Raw genomic sequence first — 13259 nt, forward strand, 5'->3', positions numbered from 1 at the left:
CTAAGCTGAAGACTTGCCGAACAGCGCCTGCAACTTGCCGAACGGCATGGCGGCGCGGGTGAAGCCGAATGTACCGTCCTGCTGGATCTCGCGCGCCGCCGTCTCCAGCATGCCATAGGCGAAATTGGTCAGCCACGGCCCGAGCGAAATACGCTTGACTCCGGCCGTGGCCAGATCGGCGATGGTGAAGCCGGGCCTCGCCATGACGTTGACCGGCTTAGTGACCGCCGAGCAGATCGCACGCACCATCTCGACGTCACCGATGCCCGGCGCATAAAGCACGTCGGCGCCGGCCGCTTCGAAGGCCTGAAGCCGCTTGATGGTGTCGTCGAGGTCGGACTTGCCCCATAGGAAATTCTCGGCGCGCGCGGTGAAGACGAAATCGCGCCTCAGCGCCCGCGCCGCCTCCACTGCCGCCGCGACGCGCTCGACAGCGTGCGAGAAATCATAGATCGGCCTGTCCGGGTCGCCGGTGTGGTCCTCGATCGAGCAGCCGGCAAGGCCGGCCGCCTCCGCCGCGAACACGGTTTCGGCGGCACTGGTCGGGCTGTCGCCCTTGCCCTTCTCCAGATCGGCCGAGACCGGCAGGCTGGTCGCCGCCGTCACCTCGCGGCAGTGATGGATCATCGTCTCGAAAGTCACGGCGCCGTCCGGCAAGCCGCGCGAAAAGGCAAAGCCGGCGCTGGTCGTCGCCAGCGCCGTGAAGCCGAAAGAAGCCAGCAGCTTCGTCGTGCCGATATCCCAGGGATTGGGCATGACGAAGGTCGAGGCATGCAGGTCGCGAAAGATCTTGCCTTTGTCCACGGTATTTCCCCCTGTGCGGTGTGGCTAAGCGGATTTTAGCCTGCCCCATCAGGTCGGGCAAACGAATGCCGTTGGTTCAGAAATGTTTGGCGTTCTCTCCTGCCAATCTGTCCAGCGCGTCGGAATTCTTGTCGTAGCGCGATGTCTTCTTTTCCCAGTGACAGGTGACGGAATCGCGTGAGTTCCAGGCTGCGACGGACATCGTCGCAGATTTCGCCGCTCAGCGTCGTAGCATCGGTCACGATCACCTTTGATGGAGATCAGATCAGGTCAGTGGATCGGCACCAGCCCGGCCAGTTCGCGCATGTCGTCGAACAGGATGCCGCCTGCCTGGATCAGGCCATCGCGGTCGGAATAGGGATCGGCATGATAGGAAAACACCCGCATGCCGGCGGCGATGCCGGCCTGCGTGCCGGCGACGCTGTCTTCGATGACGATGCAGTCGGCGGGCGCGAAGCCCATGGTCTTGGCCGCATGCAGGAACAGGTCGGGGAACGGTTTGCCGCGCGCGACCATGGTGGAAGAAAACATCGCGTGCTCGAACAGCGGCAACAGCCCGGTCTGGCCGAGCGTGATGTGCATCTTCGACACCCGGGCGGAAGTGGCCACACAATAGGCGATGCCGGCTGAGCGCACGGTTTCGACAAACTCGCGGACGTAGGGGATCGCCTCGACACCATGGGCAAACAGGTCCGGAAGGCCGGCATTCCAGCGATCGACGAAATCGGCGCCGAGTCTGCCGCTGGTCTCCCCTTCGATCTCTTTCTGCACCGACGCCATGCTGCGGCCGGAGAAATTCCTGCGGCAATATTCGAAGCTTGTCGGATAACCGGCAGCGCTCAGCCATTCGGCGAGACGGCGATTGGCTAAGTTCTCTGTATCGACCAGGATCCCGTCGCAGTCGAAGATGACAAGTTTAGGAATTCGCATCAGGCGGTGCCGGTCGATCCGAACCCGCCCGAGCCACGCGCCGTGCCGCCGGCCAATGTGCGTTCTTCCACGGCCGCCTGCGTCACCGCCGCGAAGACGATCTGGGCGATGCGCATGCCGCGCGTCACCGCGAAATCCTCGTCGCCGAGGTTGATCAGAAGCACCTTCACCTCGCCGCGATAGTCGCTGTCGATGGTGCCGGGCGTGTTGAGGACGGTCAACCCATGTTTGAAGGCAAGGCCCGAGCGAGGCCTGACCTGACCTTCCATGCCTTCCGGAATTTCCAGGATCAGCCCAGTCGGCACCAAAGCGCGTTTGCCAGGCAGGATCAGCAGCGGCCGGTCCTCGGGCACCGCGGCGCGCAGATCCATGCCGGCCGCACCTGCGCTTTCATAGCCAGGAAGGGGAAGCCCTTCAGCATGCGGCAACCTGACGAAGCCGACGGTGGGACCGATGACGGAGGGAGTTTGAAGGGCTGCGCGCATAAAATCGATCCTATCGGCGCGAACGGCGATTCGGTCAACTCGACTACAATCCTATCAACGGCTTTCTTTGTGGCGTTACGACGACCTAGCCATCGGAACGACGGTCGTCTCCTTGATCTCTTCCATCACGAAGGAGGCCGATACATCGGACAGCGCCACCTTGGCGATCAGCCGCTGGTAGAGCCGGTCATAGGCCTTCACGTCGGCGACACGGGCGCGCAAGACATAGTCGAGGTCGCCGGACATGCGGTAGACGCCGGTGATCTCGGGAAAGCTTGTCACCGCCGCCCGGAACTTCCGCAGCCACTCCGGGTCGTGGTTGGACGTGCGGATAAGGATGAAGACGGAAAGGCCAAGTCCGAGTTTTTCGGCATCGACCAGGGCCACCCGGCCGGTGATGACGCCATCCTCCTCCAGCCGCTTCACGCGGCGCCAGCAGGCATTGCGCGACAGCGCCACGCGTTCCGACAGCTGGTCGACCGACAGCGTGCCGTCACATTGCAACTCTGCCAGCAATTTCCGATCGATTTCGTCGATTTCCAACGCCATGCGGGATGTTTGTCCCATGAGATGGCCAAATACAAGGACAATTTGAGACCGATGAACCTGCGAAGCATGTCAGGATACTCATGTCAGGAACGTCAAGCGCTGAAGGGAACCAGCATGTCGATCGCAAGGATTTTCACCTCTCATCCGGCCAAGGTCGGCGAGACCTATTTCGGTCACATGGGTTTTGCCGCCTGGTTTTCGTCGCGGCTGCTGATGGCGGCGGGCGCCGCGCTCGTTCACGCTTTCTTGCCATTTCTGTTTGAAACTACGGCCAGCCGAATCGTTCGCGAGCTTTACGAACGGACGCACAACAGAGGCAAACACCCGATCAAGGAGCCTGCGGCTCTTATGGATCGCGCCTAGAGGACGACAGAAAGCGATGTGCCGATGGGCGGCCTATCTCGGTGAAGCGGTCTTTCTCGAAGACATCCTTACCGCGCCCTGTCACTCGCTAATCGCCCAGAGCCATTGCGCCCAGGAAGCAAAGTCGCCGACCAATGGCGACGGCTTTGGTCTTGCCTGGTATGGCGACCGCCCTGAGCCGGGTCTCTATCGCGATATCCTGCCGGCCTGGTCGGATCCCAATCTGAAGAGCCTGTGCCGGCAGATCAAATCCGGCCTGTTCCTGGCCCATGTGCGCGCCTCCACCGGCGGCGCCACCAGCCGCATGAACTGCCATCCGTTCATCTCCAACTCCTGGTCGTTCATGCACAACGGCCAGATCGGCGGCTTCGAAAAAATCCGCCGCGCGCTGGAGAACTCGCTGTCCGACGCCGTCTTCGACCAGCGCGAAGGCACCACCGATTCCGAATTGTTTTTCCTGCTGATGATCGATGAAGGGTTGGCCGGCGACCCGCAAGGTGCCGTCTCGCGTGCCACCAGCCGCGTGCTCGACGCTTCGCGCCGCGCCGGTCTCGATCCGTCACTGAAACTCACCGCCGCCTTCTCGGACGGGCAGGCACTTCACGCGGTGCGTTATGCGACCGACGCCCACGCGCCGACGCTCTACACCTCCACCTTACGCAAGGGCGGCGGCCGCTGCATCATGTCCGAACCGTTTGACCGCGAGGGCGGCGATTGGCAGGCTATTCCGCCATCGAGCTTTGTCACCATGACCAGGGATGGCATGGCTATTCGTCCCTTTGCTCCGGCTGCGAAGCTGGCGCTGGCCGTCTAATGCATGTCGCTCAAAAGTGGCCCCGGTTTTGAGACAACGACATGCATGGAAGCGAAGACCTAAAGCGCGGTGCATGAATCCATTTCGACGCGACGCGCTTTAGTCGCAAATCACGGCGTCGTCGCGGGCATCGGCTGGCAGTCACTTTCAGGGGCTTTGCGGCGCGCTGGATTGTCTCAGCCAATGGCGGTCGAAGACATCGAGAATGGCGCGGAACTCGGCTGGCGGGATCTGGTGGACGCCACCATCGCTGCCTCCCACGAGGAACCGTACGAGTTGTCGGTCGACCTGCTCCGGCTGGTCGATGGATATGCCGAGCGATGCCAAATCCTCCGATATCGACTGGTCGCCCAGCAGGTATCCGCCCCACGAGGTGGTTCTAGGCGCCGGATCGCGCAGACGTACCATGAGGATTCGGGTCAATGACGGCAGCGCCTCCGGGCCGATAATAGCGGTTCCGCACATATACCCGCCAAGCACACTTCCCGGCTGCGACTGCGGCAACAGGCTGATGAAGAACTGGGCGTCGCCGCCGGCTTCCTTCAGATGCACGTAAAGAGCGCGCTTGGCTGGCGTGACCGGGCCGCCAAGCACCAACTGGCCGGTCGGCAAGGCTTCGCGATATGTGGCGGTCAAGCCATGCAGGCCAGGCCCTGCCTCGATCGACAGAATGCCCTTGATGATCTGGCCGCGATAGTAAGGCGACCAGGCGCGCGAATAACATGCATAAGTACCAGTCAGCGCGAAGACGACGCTGCGCTCATCATGGTTGGAGGAGGCATCGAATTGAGTGCCGGCGCGGCGTTCGAGCACCGCGCTGTCGACGCCGTGGCGGGCTGCGATGGCGGCGGTGAAGTGCGGCAGGTCGCAGTCGGCGATCCATGAACCGGACTGCTCCAGGCCAAGCAGCTTCGCCCAATCGTCATAGACACTGTGCTCGCGCGGCTGGGCGCGACCCTGCAGCCATTTGTCGGCGCGGCCGAGATCGAACGCGGTCTTGGGATTAACGGCCCGGAACGCCGCCGCCAGATCCTTACGGGTGACGGTCCCCAACAACGCCGACGTCAACCGCAATTTCTGCGCAATGTGCTGTGCCATACGGCTGCCTCTTGCTGCTCGTTACTCTGCCATAACATGCTGTACCTATCCTTCCATGATATATTTCCATTAGCTAATATTCCAGGAATTCCAGAGAATTCCACGGTATTCCATCCGCGCTGCCTTTTCCGGTCGCGGGCCGGCGCTAAGCTCGCAGAGGGCTAGGGGCATATCATCCGCGAGAACGTGCTGAACGTGGGCTGAGCACGTCCCTTCCTTTGCAGAGCAGTGACACGCTCCTATCGAGCAACGGGCAACCAAGCTTAAGGAGCCTGCTGGCAACAGAACCGTAGTGCCATCTCAACCTGAAGGAACGACCGGATGACCTCGAACGCCTCTTCCAGACTGACGTTCATTGTATTTACCGCTGGCTGTATCGCGTTGGCGCTGCTCTTCCGATACGCGCCGACCGGTGAATTTCCTTCGAAATATACCAAGGTCGCACCGGTGGCACGCGCCGCAAATCCAACCCGTATCGACGTCGACAATGAAGCGCACGCCATACGCTTCTACATCGATGGCAAGCAGGTCGCCTTGCTCGATCAGTCCGGTTTCAGGCAGTGAGGCGCCGGCCGTTTTGAATGCATGAGGCAAGAATTTGGGCGCGACGCATGGCTGATCCAGAAAATGCGGAGCGCTTTGGAACCTGAGAGGAAACAGTCATGAGACTCGTTCTGTCCGCGTTGCTTGTGTTGCTTGCCTTGTCGCAGGTGGCGGAGGCGAAGAAGAAAGTCTTGGTGACGCTGGACAATGTCGCCAAGGCACAGGCGCCCCGGCCGCCGCTCGACAATGCATCGACAGGCGGGATTAGGCCGGCCGCGAATCCACAGGCGCCGGCCACCGACGGGCCGCAGTACCCGCCGGCGCTGTATTTCAATTTCCTGTAGGCCGGTTGCTTGCCGATCGACGACCCGTGCGGCGCCGATCTTGAGCCGTCACTGAGACTTACCGTTGCAGGATCGAGCGCGGCACCGAAGCTGCTGATCTCCCCACTTGTGGCGGAGATGTCCGGCAGGACAAAGGGGGCGCCGTAGAGCGCAGACTTGGACAGTTCCAGCCTGCGCGACTTCGATCAAACGCAGCCGATCCTCAACTGCTCAATTTCGCTTGAAATCGCAACGCCATCCGCCATCTTGACCAGGGCGAGCGCGTCAAGCCGGAGCATGGTTATGGACAGCATCTTTTCCTCAACCGGCCAACTGGCCGCCGCGATACTTGACCGCAAGATTTCCGCCATCGAAGCGCTCGACGCGCACTTGGCGCAGATCGATGCGCACAACGATGCGGTCAACGCCGTCATCTCGCTCGACAGGGAAGGGGCCCGCAGCCGAGCCAAAGAAGCCGACGCGGCACTGGTGCGCGGCGCCGCACTTGGGCCGCTGCATGGCGTACCGTTCACGCTGAAGGACATGCACGAGACATCTGGCATGAAGACCACAGTCGGCTTCCCGGCCTTCGCCGATTACATCGCCAGACAAGACAGCCCCGTAGTCGCGCGATTGAAGGCAGCCGGCGGCGTGCTGATGGCCAAGACCAATGTCCCGACCATGCTGTCTGACTGGCAGTCGAACAATCCGCTGTTTGGCCGCACCAGCAATCCATGGAACCTCGAGCGCACCGCCGGCGGCTCCAGTGGCGGTGCGGCAGCGGCGATTTGCGCAGGGATGACGCCGTTCGACGTCGGCAGCGACATGCAGGATTCGATCCGGCTGCCGGCCGCCTTCTGCGGTGTCTATGGCCTAAAGCCGACGGAGCATCGCGTCTCGCTGGCCGCCGCCTTCCCGAACCCAGGCGGTGCTGCGCGCAGTGTGCGGCTGATGTCCTGTCTTGGACCCCTGGCGCGCAGTGTGGAAGATCTGGCGCTGATCTATCAAATCATTACTGGTCCGGATGAAAGCGACACCGATCTTGCGCCTGTGCCGGTCAAGGACGTGCCGAAGCTCGATCTCAAGACAGTGCGCATTGCCTTCGCGCCGTCCTTTCCCGGGTTTCCGGTGGCCGGCGACATCAGTGCCGCGGTGGAAGACCTCGCTAGGCAATTGCAAGGCGCCGGCGCTGTCGTTGAAGAAGCAAAACTGCCAGGACTCGATCTGCACGGCGATCTGGAACAGGGCGGCGCTCTGATCGGCATGATGATGGAGGCCGCGCAGCCGGAACCTCGGGAGGTCCCGACACCGATATCGCAATGGTTCGAGGCGCTCGCCCGCCGTGACAGATCCATTCTCGCCTGGGACCGGTTTTTCGAAAATTATGACGCGTTGCTCTGCCCGGTCGCCATGACCACGGCCTTCCCGCATTGCGAGCCGGGCACATCCATCGAGGTCGACGGCAAAGAGCAGAGCTATTGGATGCTGCCGGCCTATGGCGCCGTCTTTAACTACAGCGGCCACCCAGCGCTTTCGATCCCGTGCGGACAAGACAGCGCCGGCCTGCCAGTCGGCCTGCAGCTGGTCGGCAGACGCTGGTCGGAGGAGCAGTTGCTCGGCATCGCCAAGGCAATCGAACCCTTGGCTGGCGGCTTTCGCCGCCCGCCTGGCTATTGAGCGAAGCGCGACAATCCATAAGCGCCAAGCAGCGGGTCGCGCTCGCCCTCCAGTATCTCCCGTGCGACGAACAGGCCGACGGCCGGCGCCAGGGTGATGCCCGAATGCATGACCGCGACATAGACACCTTCCATGCCCTCGGCGCGGCCGATGATTGGAAAGCCGTCGATCGGTGTCGGACGATAGCCGACTGTGTGGAAATCCAATTCCAGCCCATCGCTGCCGTGCAGCATTGCTTTCATGGCCGCAAAAAGCCCGCGGGCGGTGCCTCGCGGATCCATGCCCGGGTCGGCACCGCCGAAATCGGAGCCGGCAATGATCCGGCCTTCGGCTGTCCGGCGCATGTGCAGCCGCTCGGCCAGCACCAGGCCGTTGAGCAGTTTTTTGTAGGGCTGTGAGTGGACGATCAGCCCGGGCGGCGTCTCGATAGGCAGTCTGATCCCTGCCGTCGCGGCAATATCCGGTGAGCCGACGCCAGCCGCGATCACGACCTCGTCGGCGGCAATCAGGCCATGCGATGTGTCCACGCCAGTAATCCGGCCGCCGGTCTGGACCAGCGCCGTAGCGGTGCTGGAGATGGTGCGCGCGCCTTGTCGTTCGGCATCGGCCAGCAGCATTTTGGCGGCGGCCACCGGCTCGACGACACCTTCCTCAGCGACATGCAGGGCAAAGTCGGGAAGCTCGGCGAGATTTGGCTCGATGCGCGCCACGCTGGCGCGGTCGACGCGCTCGATGCCGTAGCCCCAGGCGGAATGCTCCATGGCGTAAGTTTCCATTGCGGCGGCCGGCAGGTCCCAGCACAGGCCGCCGCACCAGCTGAGCGGGAGGCCGGGCAGGTCCTGCGCCAGCCGCGACCACTCGGCCATCGCGCGGGTGCGCAGTCGGAAATACGGCTCCGGGTTGCCCCAACTGGCATTGATCCAGGCGAACGAGTTCGGCGTCGCCACCCCGCCGGCAGCACTGTCGGCGATAACCGTCACCTGCGCACCCCCCTTGCTCAGATGCCAGGCGATGGAGGCGCCGATGATACCGGCGCCGATGACGATCACTTGCTTCGCAGCGCTCATGCTGATTCCCTCTGCCTCGCAATTCCTGACGGACATCCACCCAAGTGCCATCCTGTTTCCCGCTTGCCAACATCGCGCAGCAGGAAATATGCGCAATGCGCTGGCCCGAGGCGCAACGTGATCAAGTTCCTTATTCCGAGGGCGAGCGGCATCCAAGCGATGTCCGTGCCGCCGGAGCGGTCGACAGCCCGGCACTGCGCTGCTAGAAGCCCGGCCTGTCACACGGAAATACCAGAGAATGCCCGAAGCAATAGAAGAAGAAGTGGCGCGCCGGCGCACCTTCGCGATCATCGCGCACCCCGACGCCGGCAAGACGACGTTGACCGAAAAGCTGCTGCTGTTCGGCGGCGCCATCCAGCTTGCCGGCGAAGTTAAGGCCAAGAAGGACAGGATCCAGACCCGGTCCGACTGGATGAAGATCGAGCGCGAGCGCGGAATTTCGGTCGTCACTTCGGTGATGACCTTCGAGTACGAGAACACCGTCTTCAACCTGCTGGACACGCCCGGCCACGAGGATTTCGCCGACGATACTTACCGCACGCTGTCGGCGGTGGACTCGGCCGTCATGGTCATCGACGCCGCCAAGGGCATCGAGCCGCGCACGCTGAAACTGTTCGAGGTCTGCCGGCTGCGTGACATCCCGATCATCACCTTCGTCAACAAGATGGACCGCGAAAGCCGCGACCCGTTCGAGATTCTCGACGAGATCGAGCAGAAGCTGGCGCTGGATACCGCGCCCATCACGTGGCCGATTGGTCGGGGAAGAACCTTTTCCGGCACCTACCATCTGGCGCTGAACGCGGTGCGCAAAGGCGACGACGAGAAGGAACGCACGCCGGTCAACGGTCCCGATTCCAACCGCGTTGCCGGGCTGCTGCCGGAAAACGAGCGCGAGGCCTTTATCGAGGAGCTGGAGCTCGCGCGGGAGGCTTGCCGACCTCTTGATATTGACTCGTTCCGGGAAGGTCATCTGACGCCGGTCTATTTCGGCTCGGCGCTGCGCAATTATGGCGTCCGCGACCTGATCGAGGCGCTTGGCGCGTTTGGGCCGCCGCCGCGCGCGCAGGAGGCCGACACCCGCAAGGTCGAGGCGACCGAAGAGAAGATGACGTCCTTCGTCTTCAAGATCCAGGCCAACATGGACCCCAATCACCGCGACCGTATCGCCTTCGTCCGCGTCTGCTCGGGCAAGCTCGAGCGCGGCATGAAGGCCAGGCTGGTGCGCACGGGAAAACCGATGTCGCTGTCGGCGCCGCAATTCTTCTTTGCCCGCACCCGCGTCACCGCCGATGAGGCCTTCGCCGGCGACGTCGTCGGCATTCCCAACCACGGCACGCTGCGCATCGGCGACACGCTGACCGAGGGCGAGGAGATCCTGTTCCGCGGTGTGCCGAATTTCGCGCCCGAAATCCTGCGTCGTGTCCGCCTCGGCGATGCGATGAAGGCCAAGAAGCTCAAGGAGGCGCTGCAGCAGATGGCCGAGGAAGGCGTCGTGCAGCTGTTTTCACCCGAGGATGGTTCACCAGCGATAGTCGGCGTCGTCGGCGCGCTGCAACTCGACGTGCTGAAGGAACGGCTGAACTTCGAATACACACTGCCCGTCGAATTCGAGATGTCGCGCTTTTCCGTCTGCCGCTGGATCTCGGCCGACGACAAGGCCGAGGTACACCGCTTCATCGAGGGGCATCGCGGCGACATCGCCCGCGACCTCGACAATGATCCGGTGTTTCTGGCCCAGCACGCCTTTTCGCTGAACTACGAAGCCGAGCGCTGGAAGGCGATCAAGTTTGCCACGATCAAGGACTATCAGGTCCGCGACAGAGCGGCGTAGGCGCCAGTTTTTCCTTCTCCCCGTTCACGGGGAGAGGGTGCCCGGAGGGCGGATGAGGGGCAGCGTCGACCTGGGTCTAATAGACTCCAACGTCCCCCGCCCGTCGCAGGCTCCAGGCGTTCGAAGCAAGTGGCTTTCCGTCCGCCACGCGGACCGCTTCTCACCCTTTCGCCGCTTCCTCGATCTTGGCGACGTCGATCTTGCTCATCTGCATCATCGCGGACATCACGCGGCCGGCCTTGGCCCGGTCCGGATCCAGAAGCAGGTGCGGCAGCTGCTCCGGCACAACCTGCCAGGAGACGCCGAATTTATCCTTCAGCCAGCTGCATTGCGACGGTTGGCCGCCACCTTCGATGAGCTTGTCCCAGAAGTAATCTACCTCTTCCTGCGTCTTGCAGTCGATCGACTGCGACATCGCTTCGGTGTGCTTGAACTGCGGTCCACCATTGAGCGCCTGGAACTGCACGCCGTCGAGTTCGAACGTGGTCACCAAACCTTGCCTTCGTCGGCGTGGCCTTCGGGCCAACGCATCACGCTCAGCACCTTCGAATTCTTGAAGATGGAGACGTAGAAATTCATGGCCTCTTCGGCCTGGCCGTCGAACCACAGGCAGGTGGTGATCTTTTGCATGTCGTGCTCCTCGGGTGTTTTGGTTGCGGTTACGGCGAAACGGCTGACTCCGGGAATGGTGCTGCCATTTCCATGCCGTTTGCCTAAGGACGGCCGTGCGGCACGCAATCCGACAACAGGGTGCAATTTTTTTGGAAGATCTGATTTTTGAGGGGAATCTGGCGCATTGCAAAATTGTGGCCAGACCATGTTTGCGCGTCTATAACGCCTGCGGTCCGAATTCAGCGCCGCCGCGCCATATCTTCGGCTGCGGCCAGCCACCAAGGAAAAAACATGCCTGCCTATCGCTCCCGCACCACCACTCATGGCCGCAACATGGCCGGCGCCCGCGGTCTGTGGCGCGCCACAGGCATGAAGGACAGCGACTTCGGCAAGCCGATTATCGCCGTCGTCAACTCCTTCACTCAGTTTGTGCCCGGCCATGTCCATTTGAAGGACCTCGGCCAACTGGTCGCGCGCGAGATCGAGAAGGCCGGCGGTGTCGCCAAGGAATTCAACACCATCGCCGTCGATGACGGCATCGCCATGGGCCATGACGGCATGCTCTATTCGCTGCCGTCGCGCGAGCTGATCGCCGATTCCGTCGAATACATGGTCAATGCGCATTGCGCCGACGCCATGGTCTGCATCTCCAATTGCGACAAGATCACCCCCGGCATGCTGATGGCCTCGTTGCGCCTCAACATTCCGACCGTCTTCGTTTCCGGCGGGCCGATGGAAGCCGGCAAGGTGGTGCTGGCCGGCAAGACGCAGGCGCTCGATCTGGTCGACGCCATGGTGGCGGCCGCCGACGACAAGATCTCCGACGAAGACGTCAAGGTCATCGAGCGCTCGGCCTGCCCGACCTGCGGCTCCTGCTCGGGCATGTTCACCGCCAATTCGATGAATTGTCTGACCGAGGCGCTGGGTCTTTCGCTGCCCGGCAACGGTTCGACGCTGGCCACGCATGCCGACCGCAAGCGTCTGTTCGTCGAGGCCGGTCACCTTATCGTCGATCTCGCGCAGCGCTACTACGAGCAGGATGATGAGACCGCTCTGCCGCGCAACATCGCCTCAAAAGGCGCCTTCGAGAACGCCATGACGCTCGATATCGCCATGGGCGGTTCGACCAACACCGTGCTGCACATCCTCGCCGCCGCGCATGAGGGTGAGATCGACTTCGATCAGGATGACATCGACGCGCTGTCCCGCAAGGTGCCGGTGCTGTGCAAGGTGGCTCCCGCCAAGGCGGACATCCATATGGAAGACGTCCACCGCGCCGGCGGCATCATGGCCATCCTCGGCCAGCTCGACAATGCCGGCTTGATCAACCGCGACCTGCCGACAGTTCATACGTCAACGCTCGGTGAAGCACTCGACCATTGGGATATTTCCCGTACGACCAGCCAGAGCGTGCGCGATTTCTTCCTCGCTGCCCCTGGCGGCGTGCCGACGCAGGTCGCCTTCAGCCAGGACCGTCGCTGGGACGAGCTCGATCTCGACCGCGAAAAGGGTGCTATCCGCTCGGCGCAACATCCCTTTTCCAAGGATGGCGGCCTCGCCGTTCTGAAAGGCAATCTGGCGCTCGACGGCTGCATAGTGAAGACGGCCGGCGTCGACGAATCGATCCTGAAGTTCACCGGCCCGGCCCGCGTGTTCGAAAGCCAGGATTCTAGCGTCAAAGCGATCCTGTCCAACGAGATCAAGGCCGGCGATGTCGTCGTCATTCGCTATGAGGGACCGCGCGGCGGCCCCGGCATGCAGGAGATGCTCTACCCGACCAGCTATCTGAAGTCGAAGGGGCTCGGCAAGGCCTGCGCCCTGGTCACCGATGGGCGCTTCTCCGGCGGCACGTCGGGCCTGTCGATCGGCCATGCGTCGCCGGAAGCCGCCGAAGGCGGCCTGATCGGCTTGGTGCGGGAAGGCGATACGATCGAGATCGACATCCCCAACCGCAGCATCCGCCTTGCCGTTAGCGACGCTGAAATCGCTGCCCGCCGGGCTGCGATGGAAGCAAAGGGCGCCTTGGCCTGGAAGCCCGAGGAAAAGCGCAAGCGCAAGGTGACGACCGCCTTGCGCGCCTATGCCGCGATGGCCACCAGCGCGGCCAAGGGCGCGATAAGGTTCGTGCCGGAGTAGGGAGTTTTTCCTTCTCCACAAGGGAGA

The 13259-nt window shown here is 62.6% G+C and carries 14 protein-coding genes and 1 pseudogene; 7 read left to right on the plus strand and 8 right to left on the minus strand.

Annotation, left to right across the window (positions count from 1 at the left end):
• The 5 genes from NKI20_RS16240 to NKI20_RS16260 all read right to left on the minus strand — a co-directional run bounded on the left by NKI20_RS16240 (nucleotide 1) and on the right by NKI20_RS16260 (nucleotide 2768).
• Nucleotides 1–804 carry an isocitrate lyase/PEP mutase family protein gene (locus tag NKI20_RS16240; RefSeq protein WP_352831926.1) on the minus strand — a complete coding sequence of 268 codons (804 nt, stop codon included), beginning with the start codon at nucleotides 802–804 and terminating at the stop codon, nucleotides 1–3.
• A 76-nt stretch (nucleotides 805–880) separates the two neighbouring features.
• Nucleotides 881–1006, minus strand: a complete 126-nt coding sequence (locus NKI20_RS16245) for a hypothetical protein (protein WP_352831928.1) — start codon at nucleotides 1004–1006, stop codon at nucleotides 881–883.
• Nucleotides 1007–1074: 68 nt separating this feature from the next.
• On the minus strand, nucleotides 1075–1734 hold the full coding sequence (locus tag NKI20_RS16250; protein WP_352831930.1) for an HAD family hydrolase: 660 nt from the start codon (nucleotides 1732–1734) through the stop codon (nucleotides 1075–1077).
• Nucleotides 1734–2219, minus strand: coding sequence for a dUTP diphosphatase (gene dut / locus NKI20_RS16255; protein ID WP_352831932.1), 486 nt, complete (start codon nucleotides 2217–2219; stop codon nucleotides 1734–1736). The genes NKI20_RS16250 and dut overlap by 1 nt, the downstream gene beginning before the upstream one ends.
• Before the next feature lie 75 nt (nucleotides 2220–2294).
• Entirely contained in the window at nucleotides 2295–2768 is a 474-nt protein-coding gene (locus tag NKI20_RS16260) for an Lrp/AsnC family transcriptional regulator (RefSeq protein WP_352831934.1), read from the minus strand.
• Between the two features lie 114 nt (nucleotides 2769–2882).
• Here NKI20_RS16260 and NKI20_RS16265 point away from each other — a divergent pair, with 114 nt between their 5' ends.
• Entirely contained in the window at nucleotides 2883–3131 is a 249-nt protein-coding gene (locus NKI20_RS16265) for a DUF6356 family protein (protein ID WP_352604123.1), read from the plus strand.
• A 16-nt stretch (nucleotides 3132–3147) separates the two neighbouring features.
• Entirely contained in the window at nucleotides 3148–3945 is a 798-nt protein-coding gene (locus tag NKI20_RS16270; protein WP_352831936.1) for a class II glutamine amidotransferase, read from the plus strand.
• 147 nt (nucleotides 3946–4092) lie between these two features.
• Here NKI20_RS16270 and NKI20_RS16275 read toward each other — a convergent pair whose 3' ends face one another.
• Nucleotides 4093–5043, minus strand: a complete 951-nt coding sequence (locus NKI20_RS16275; RefSeq protein WP_352831938.1) for a hypothetical protein — start codon at nucleotides 5041–5043, stop codon at nucleotides 4093–4095.
• Nucleotides 5044–5364: 321 nt separating this feature from the next.
• Here NKI20_RS16275 and NKI20_RS16280 point away from each other — a divergent pair, with 321 nt between their 5' ends.
• From NKI20_RS16280 to NKI20_RS16290, 3 genes are all read left to right on the plus strand, one after another.
• Complete coding sequence (locus NKI20_RS16280) at nucleotides 5365–5607, plus strand: hypothetical protein (protein WP_023758249.1); 243 nt, start codon at nucleotides 5365–5367, stop codon at nucleotides 5605–5607.
• Nucleotides 5608–5705: 98 nt separating this feature from the next.
• Nucleotides 5706–5930, plus strand: coding sequence for a hypothetical protein (locus NKI20_RS16285; protein WP_023758248.1), 225 nt, complete (start codon nucleotides 5706–5708; stop codon nucleotides 5928–5930).
• 282 nt (nucleotides 5931–6212) lie between these two features.
• Nucleotides 6213–7586, plus strand: a complete 1374-nt coding sequence (locus tag NKI20_RS16290) for an amidase (protein WP_352831940.1) — start codon at nucleotides 6213–6215, stop codon at nucleotides 7584–7586.
• Here the strand turns inward: NKI20_RS16290 and NKI20_RS16295 are convergent.
• On the minus strand, nucleotides 7580–8653 hold the full coding sequence (locus NKI20_RS16295; protein ID WP_352831942.1) for an NAD(P)/FAD-dependent oxidoreductase: 1074 nt from the start codon (nucleotides 8651–8653) through the stop codon (nucleotides 7580–7582). The genes NKI20_RS16290 and NKI20_RS16295 overlap by 7 nt on opposite strands.
• Nucleotides 8654–8891: 238 nt before the next feature.
• Between NKI20_RS16295 and NKI20_RS16300 the strand changes: the two genes are divergently transcribed.
• The gene (locus NKI20_RS16300; protein WP_352831944.1) at nucleotides 8892–10484 is read left to right on the plus strand and encodes a peptide chain release factor 3; all 1593 of its coding nucleotides are present in this window, start codon (nucleotides 8892–8894) and stop codon (nucleotides 10482–10484) included.
• Between the two features lie 160 nt (nucleotides 10485–10644).
• Here NKI20_RS16300 and NKI20_RS16305 read toward each other — a convergent pair.
• A pseudogene (locus NKI20_RS16305) lies at nucleotides 10645–11114 on the minus strand (VOC family protein).
• Between the two features lie 273 nt (nucleotides 11115–11387).
• Here NKI20_RS16305 and ilvD point away from each other — a divergent pair.
• Nucleotides 11388–13232, plus strand: a complete 1845-nt coding sequence (gene ilvD, locus NKI20_RS16310) for a dihydroxy-acid dehydratase (protein ID WP_352831945.1) — start codon at nucleotides 11388–11390, stop codon at nucleotides 13230–13232.
• Nucleotides 13233–13259 lie beyond the last annotated feature (27 nt).

This window comes from Mesorhizobium sp. M0830 (genome assembly GCF_040319965.1).
Classification (GTDB): domain Bacteria; phylum Pseudomonadota; class Alphaproteobacteria; order Rhizobiales; family Rhizobiaceae; genus Mesorhizobium.

What these genes read in the sequence shown, in the direction of transcription:
- NKI20_RS16245 (WP_352831928.1), bottom strand. Translation starts at nt 1,006, where the DNA reads ATGTCCGTCGCAGCCTGGAACTCACGCGATTCCGTCACCTGTCACTGG.
- NKI20_RS16250 (WP_352831930.1), bottom strand. Translation starts at nt 1,734, where the DNA reads ATGCGAATTCCTAAACTTGTCATCTTCGACTGCGACGGGATCCTGGTC.
- dut (WP_352831932.1), bottom strand. Translation starts at nt 2,219, where the DNA reads ATGCGCGCAGCCCTTCAAACTCCCTCCGTCATCGGTCCCACCGTCGGC.
- NKI20_RS16260 (WP_352831934.1), bottom strand. Translation starts at nt 2,768, where the DNA reads ATGGCGTTGGAAATCGACGAAATCGATCGGAAATTGCTGGCAGAGTTG.
- NKI20_RS16265 (WP_352604123.1), top strand. Translation starts at nt 2,883, where the DNA reads ATGTCGATCGCAAGGATTTTCACCTCTCATCCGGCCAAGGTCGGCGAG.
- NKI20_RS16270 (WP_352831936.1), top strand. Translation starts at nt 3,148, where the DNA reads ATGTGCCGATGGGCGGCCTATCTCGGTGAAGCGGTCTTTCTCGAAGAC.
- NKI20_RS16275 (WP_352831938.1), bottom strand. Translation starts at nt 5,043, where the DNA reads ATGGCACAGCACATTGCGCAGAAATTGCGGTTGACGTCGGCGTTGTTG.
- NKI20_RS16280 (WP_023758249.1), top strand. Translation starts at nt 5,365, where the DNA reads ATGACCTCGAACGCCTCTTCCAGACTGACGTTCATTGTATTTACCGCT.
- NKI20_RS16285 (WP_023758248.1), top strand. Translation starts at nt 5,706, where the DNA reads ATGAGACTCGTTCTGTCCGCGTTGCTTGTGTTGCTTGCCTTGTCGCAG.
- NKI20_RS16290 (WP_352831940.1), top strand. Translation starts at nt 6,213, where the DNA reads ATGGACAGCATCTTTTCCTCAACCGGCCAACTGGCCGCCGCGATACTT.
- NKI20_RS16295 (WP_352831942.1), bottom strand. Translation starts at nt 8,653, where the DNA reads ATGAGCGCTGCGAAGCAAGTGATCGTCATCGGCGCCGGTATCATCGGC.
- NKI20_RS16300 (WP_352831944.1), top strand. Translation starts at nt 8,892, where the DNA reads ATGCCCGAAGCAATAGAAGAAGAAGTGGCGCGCCGGCGCACCTTCGCG.
- ilvD (WP_352831945.1), top strand. Translation starts at nt 11,388, where the DNA reads ATGCCTGCCTATCGCTCCCGCACCACCACTCATGGCCGCAACATGGCC.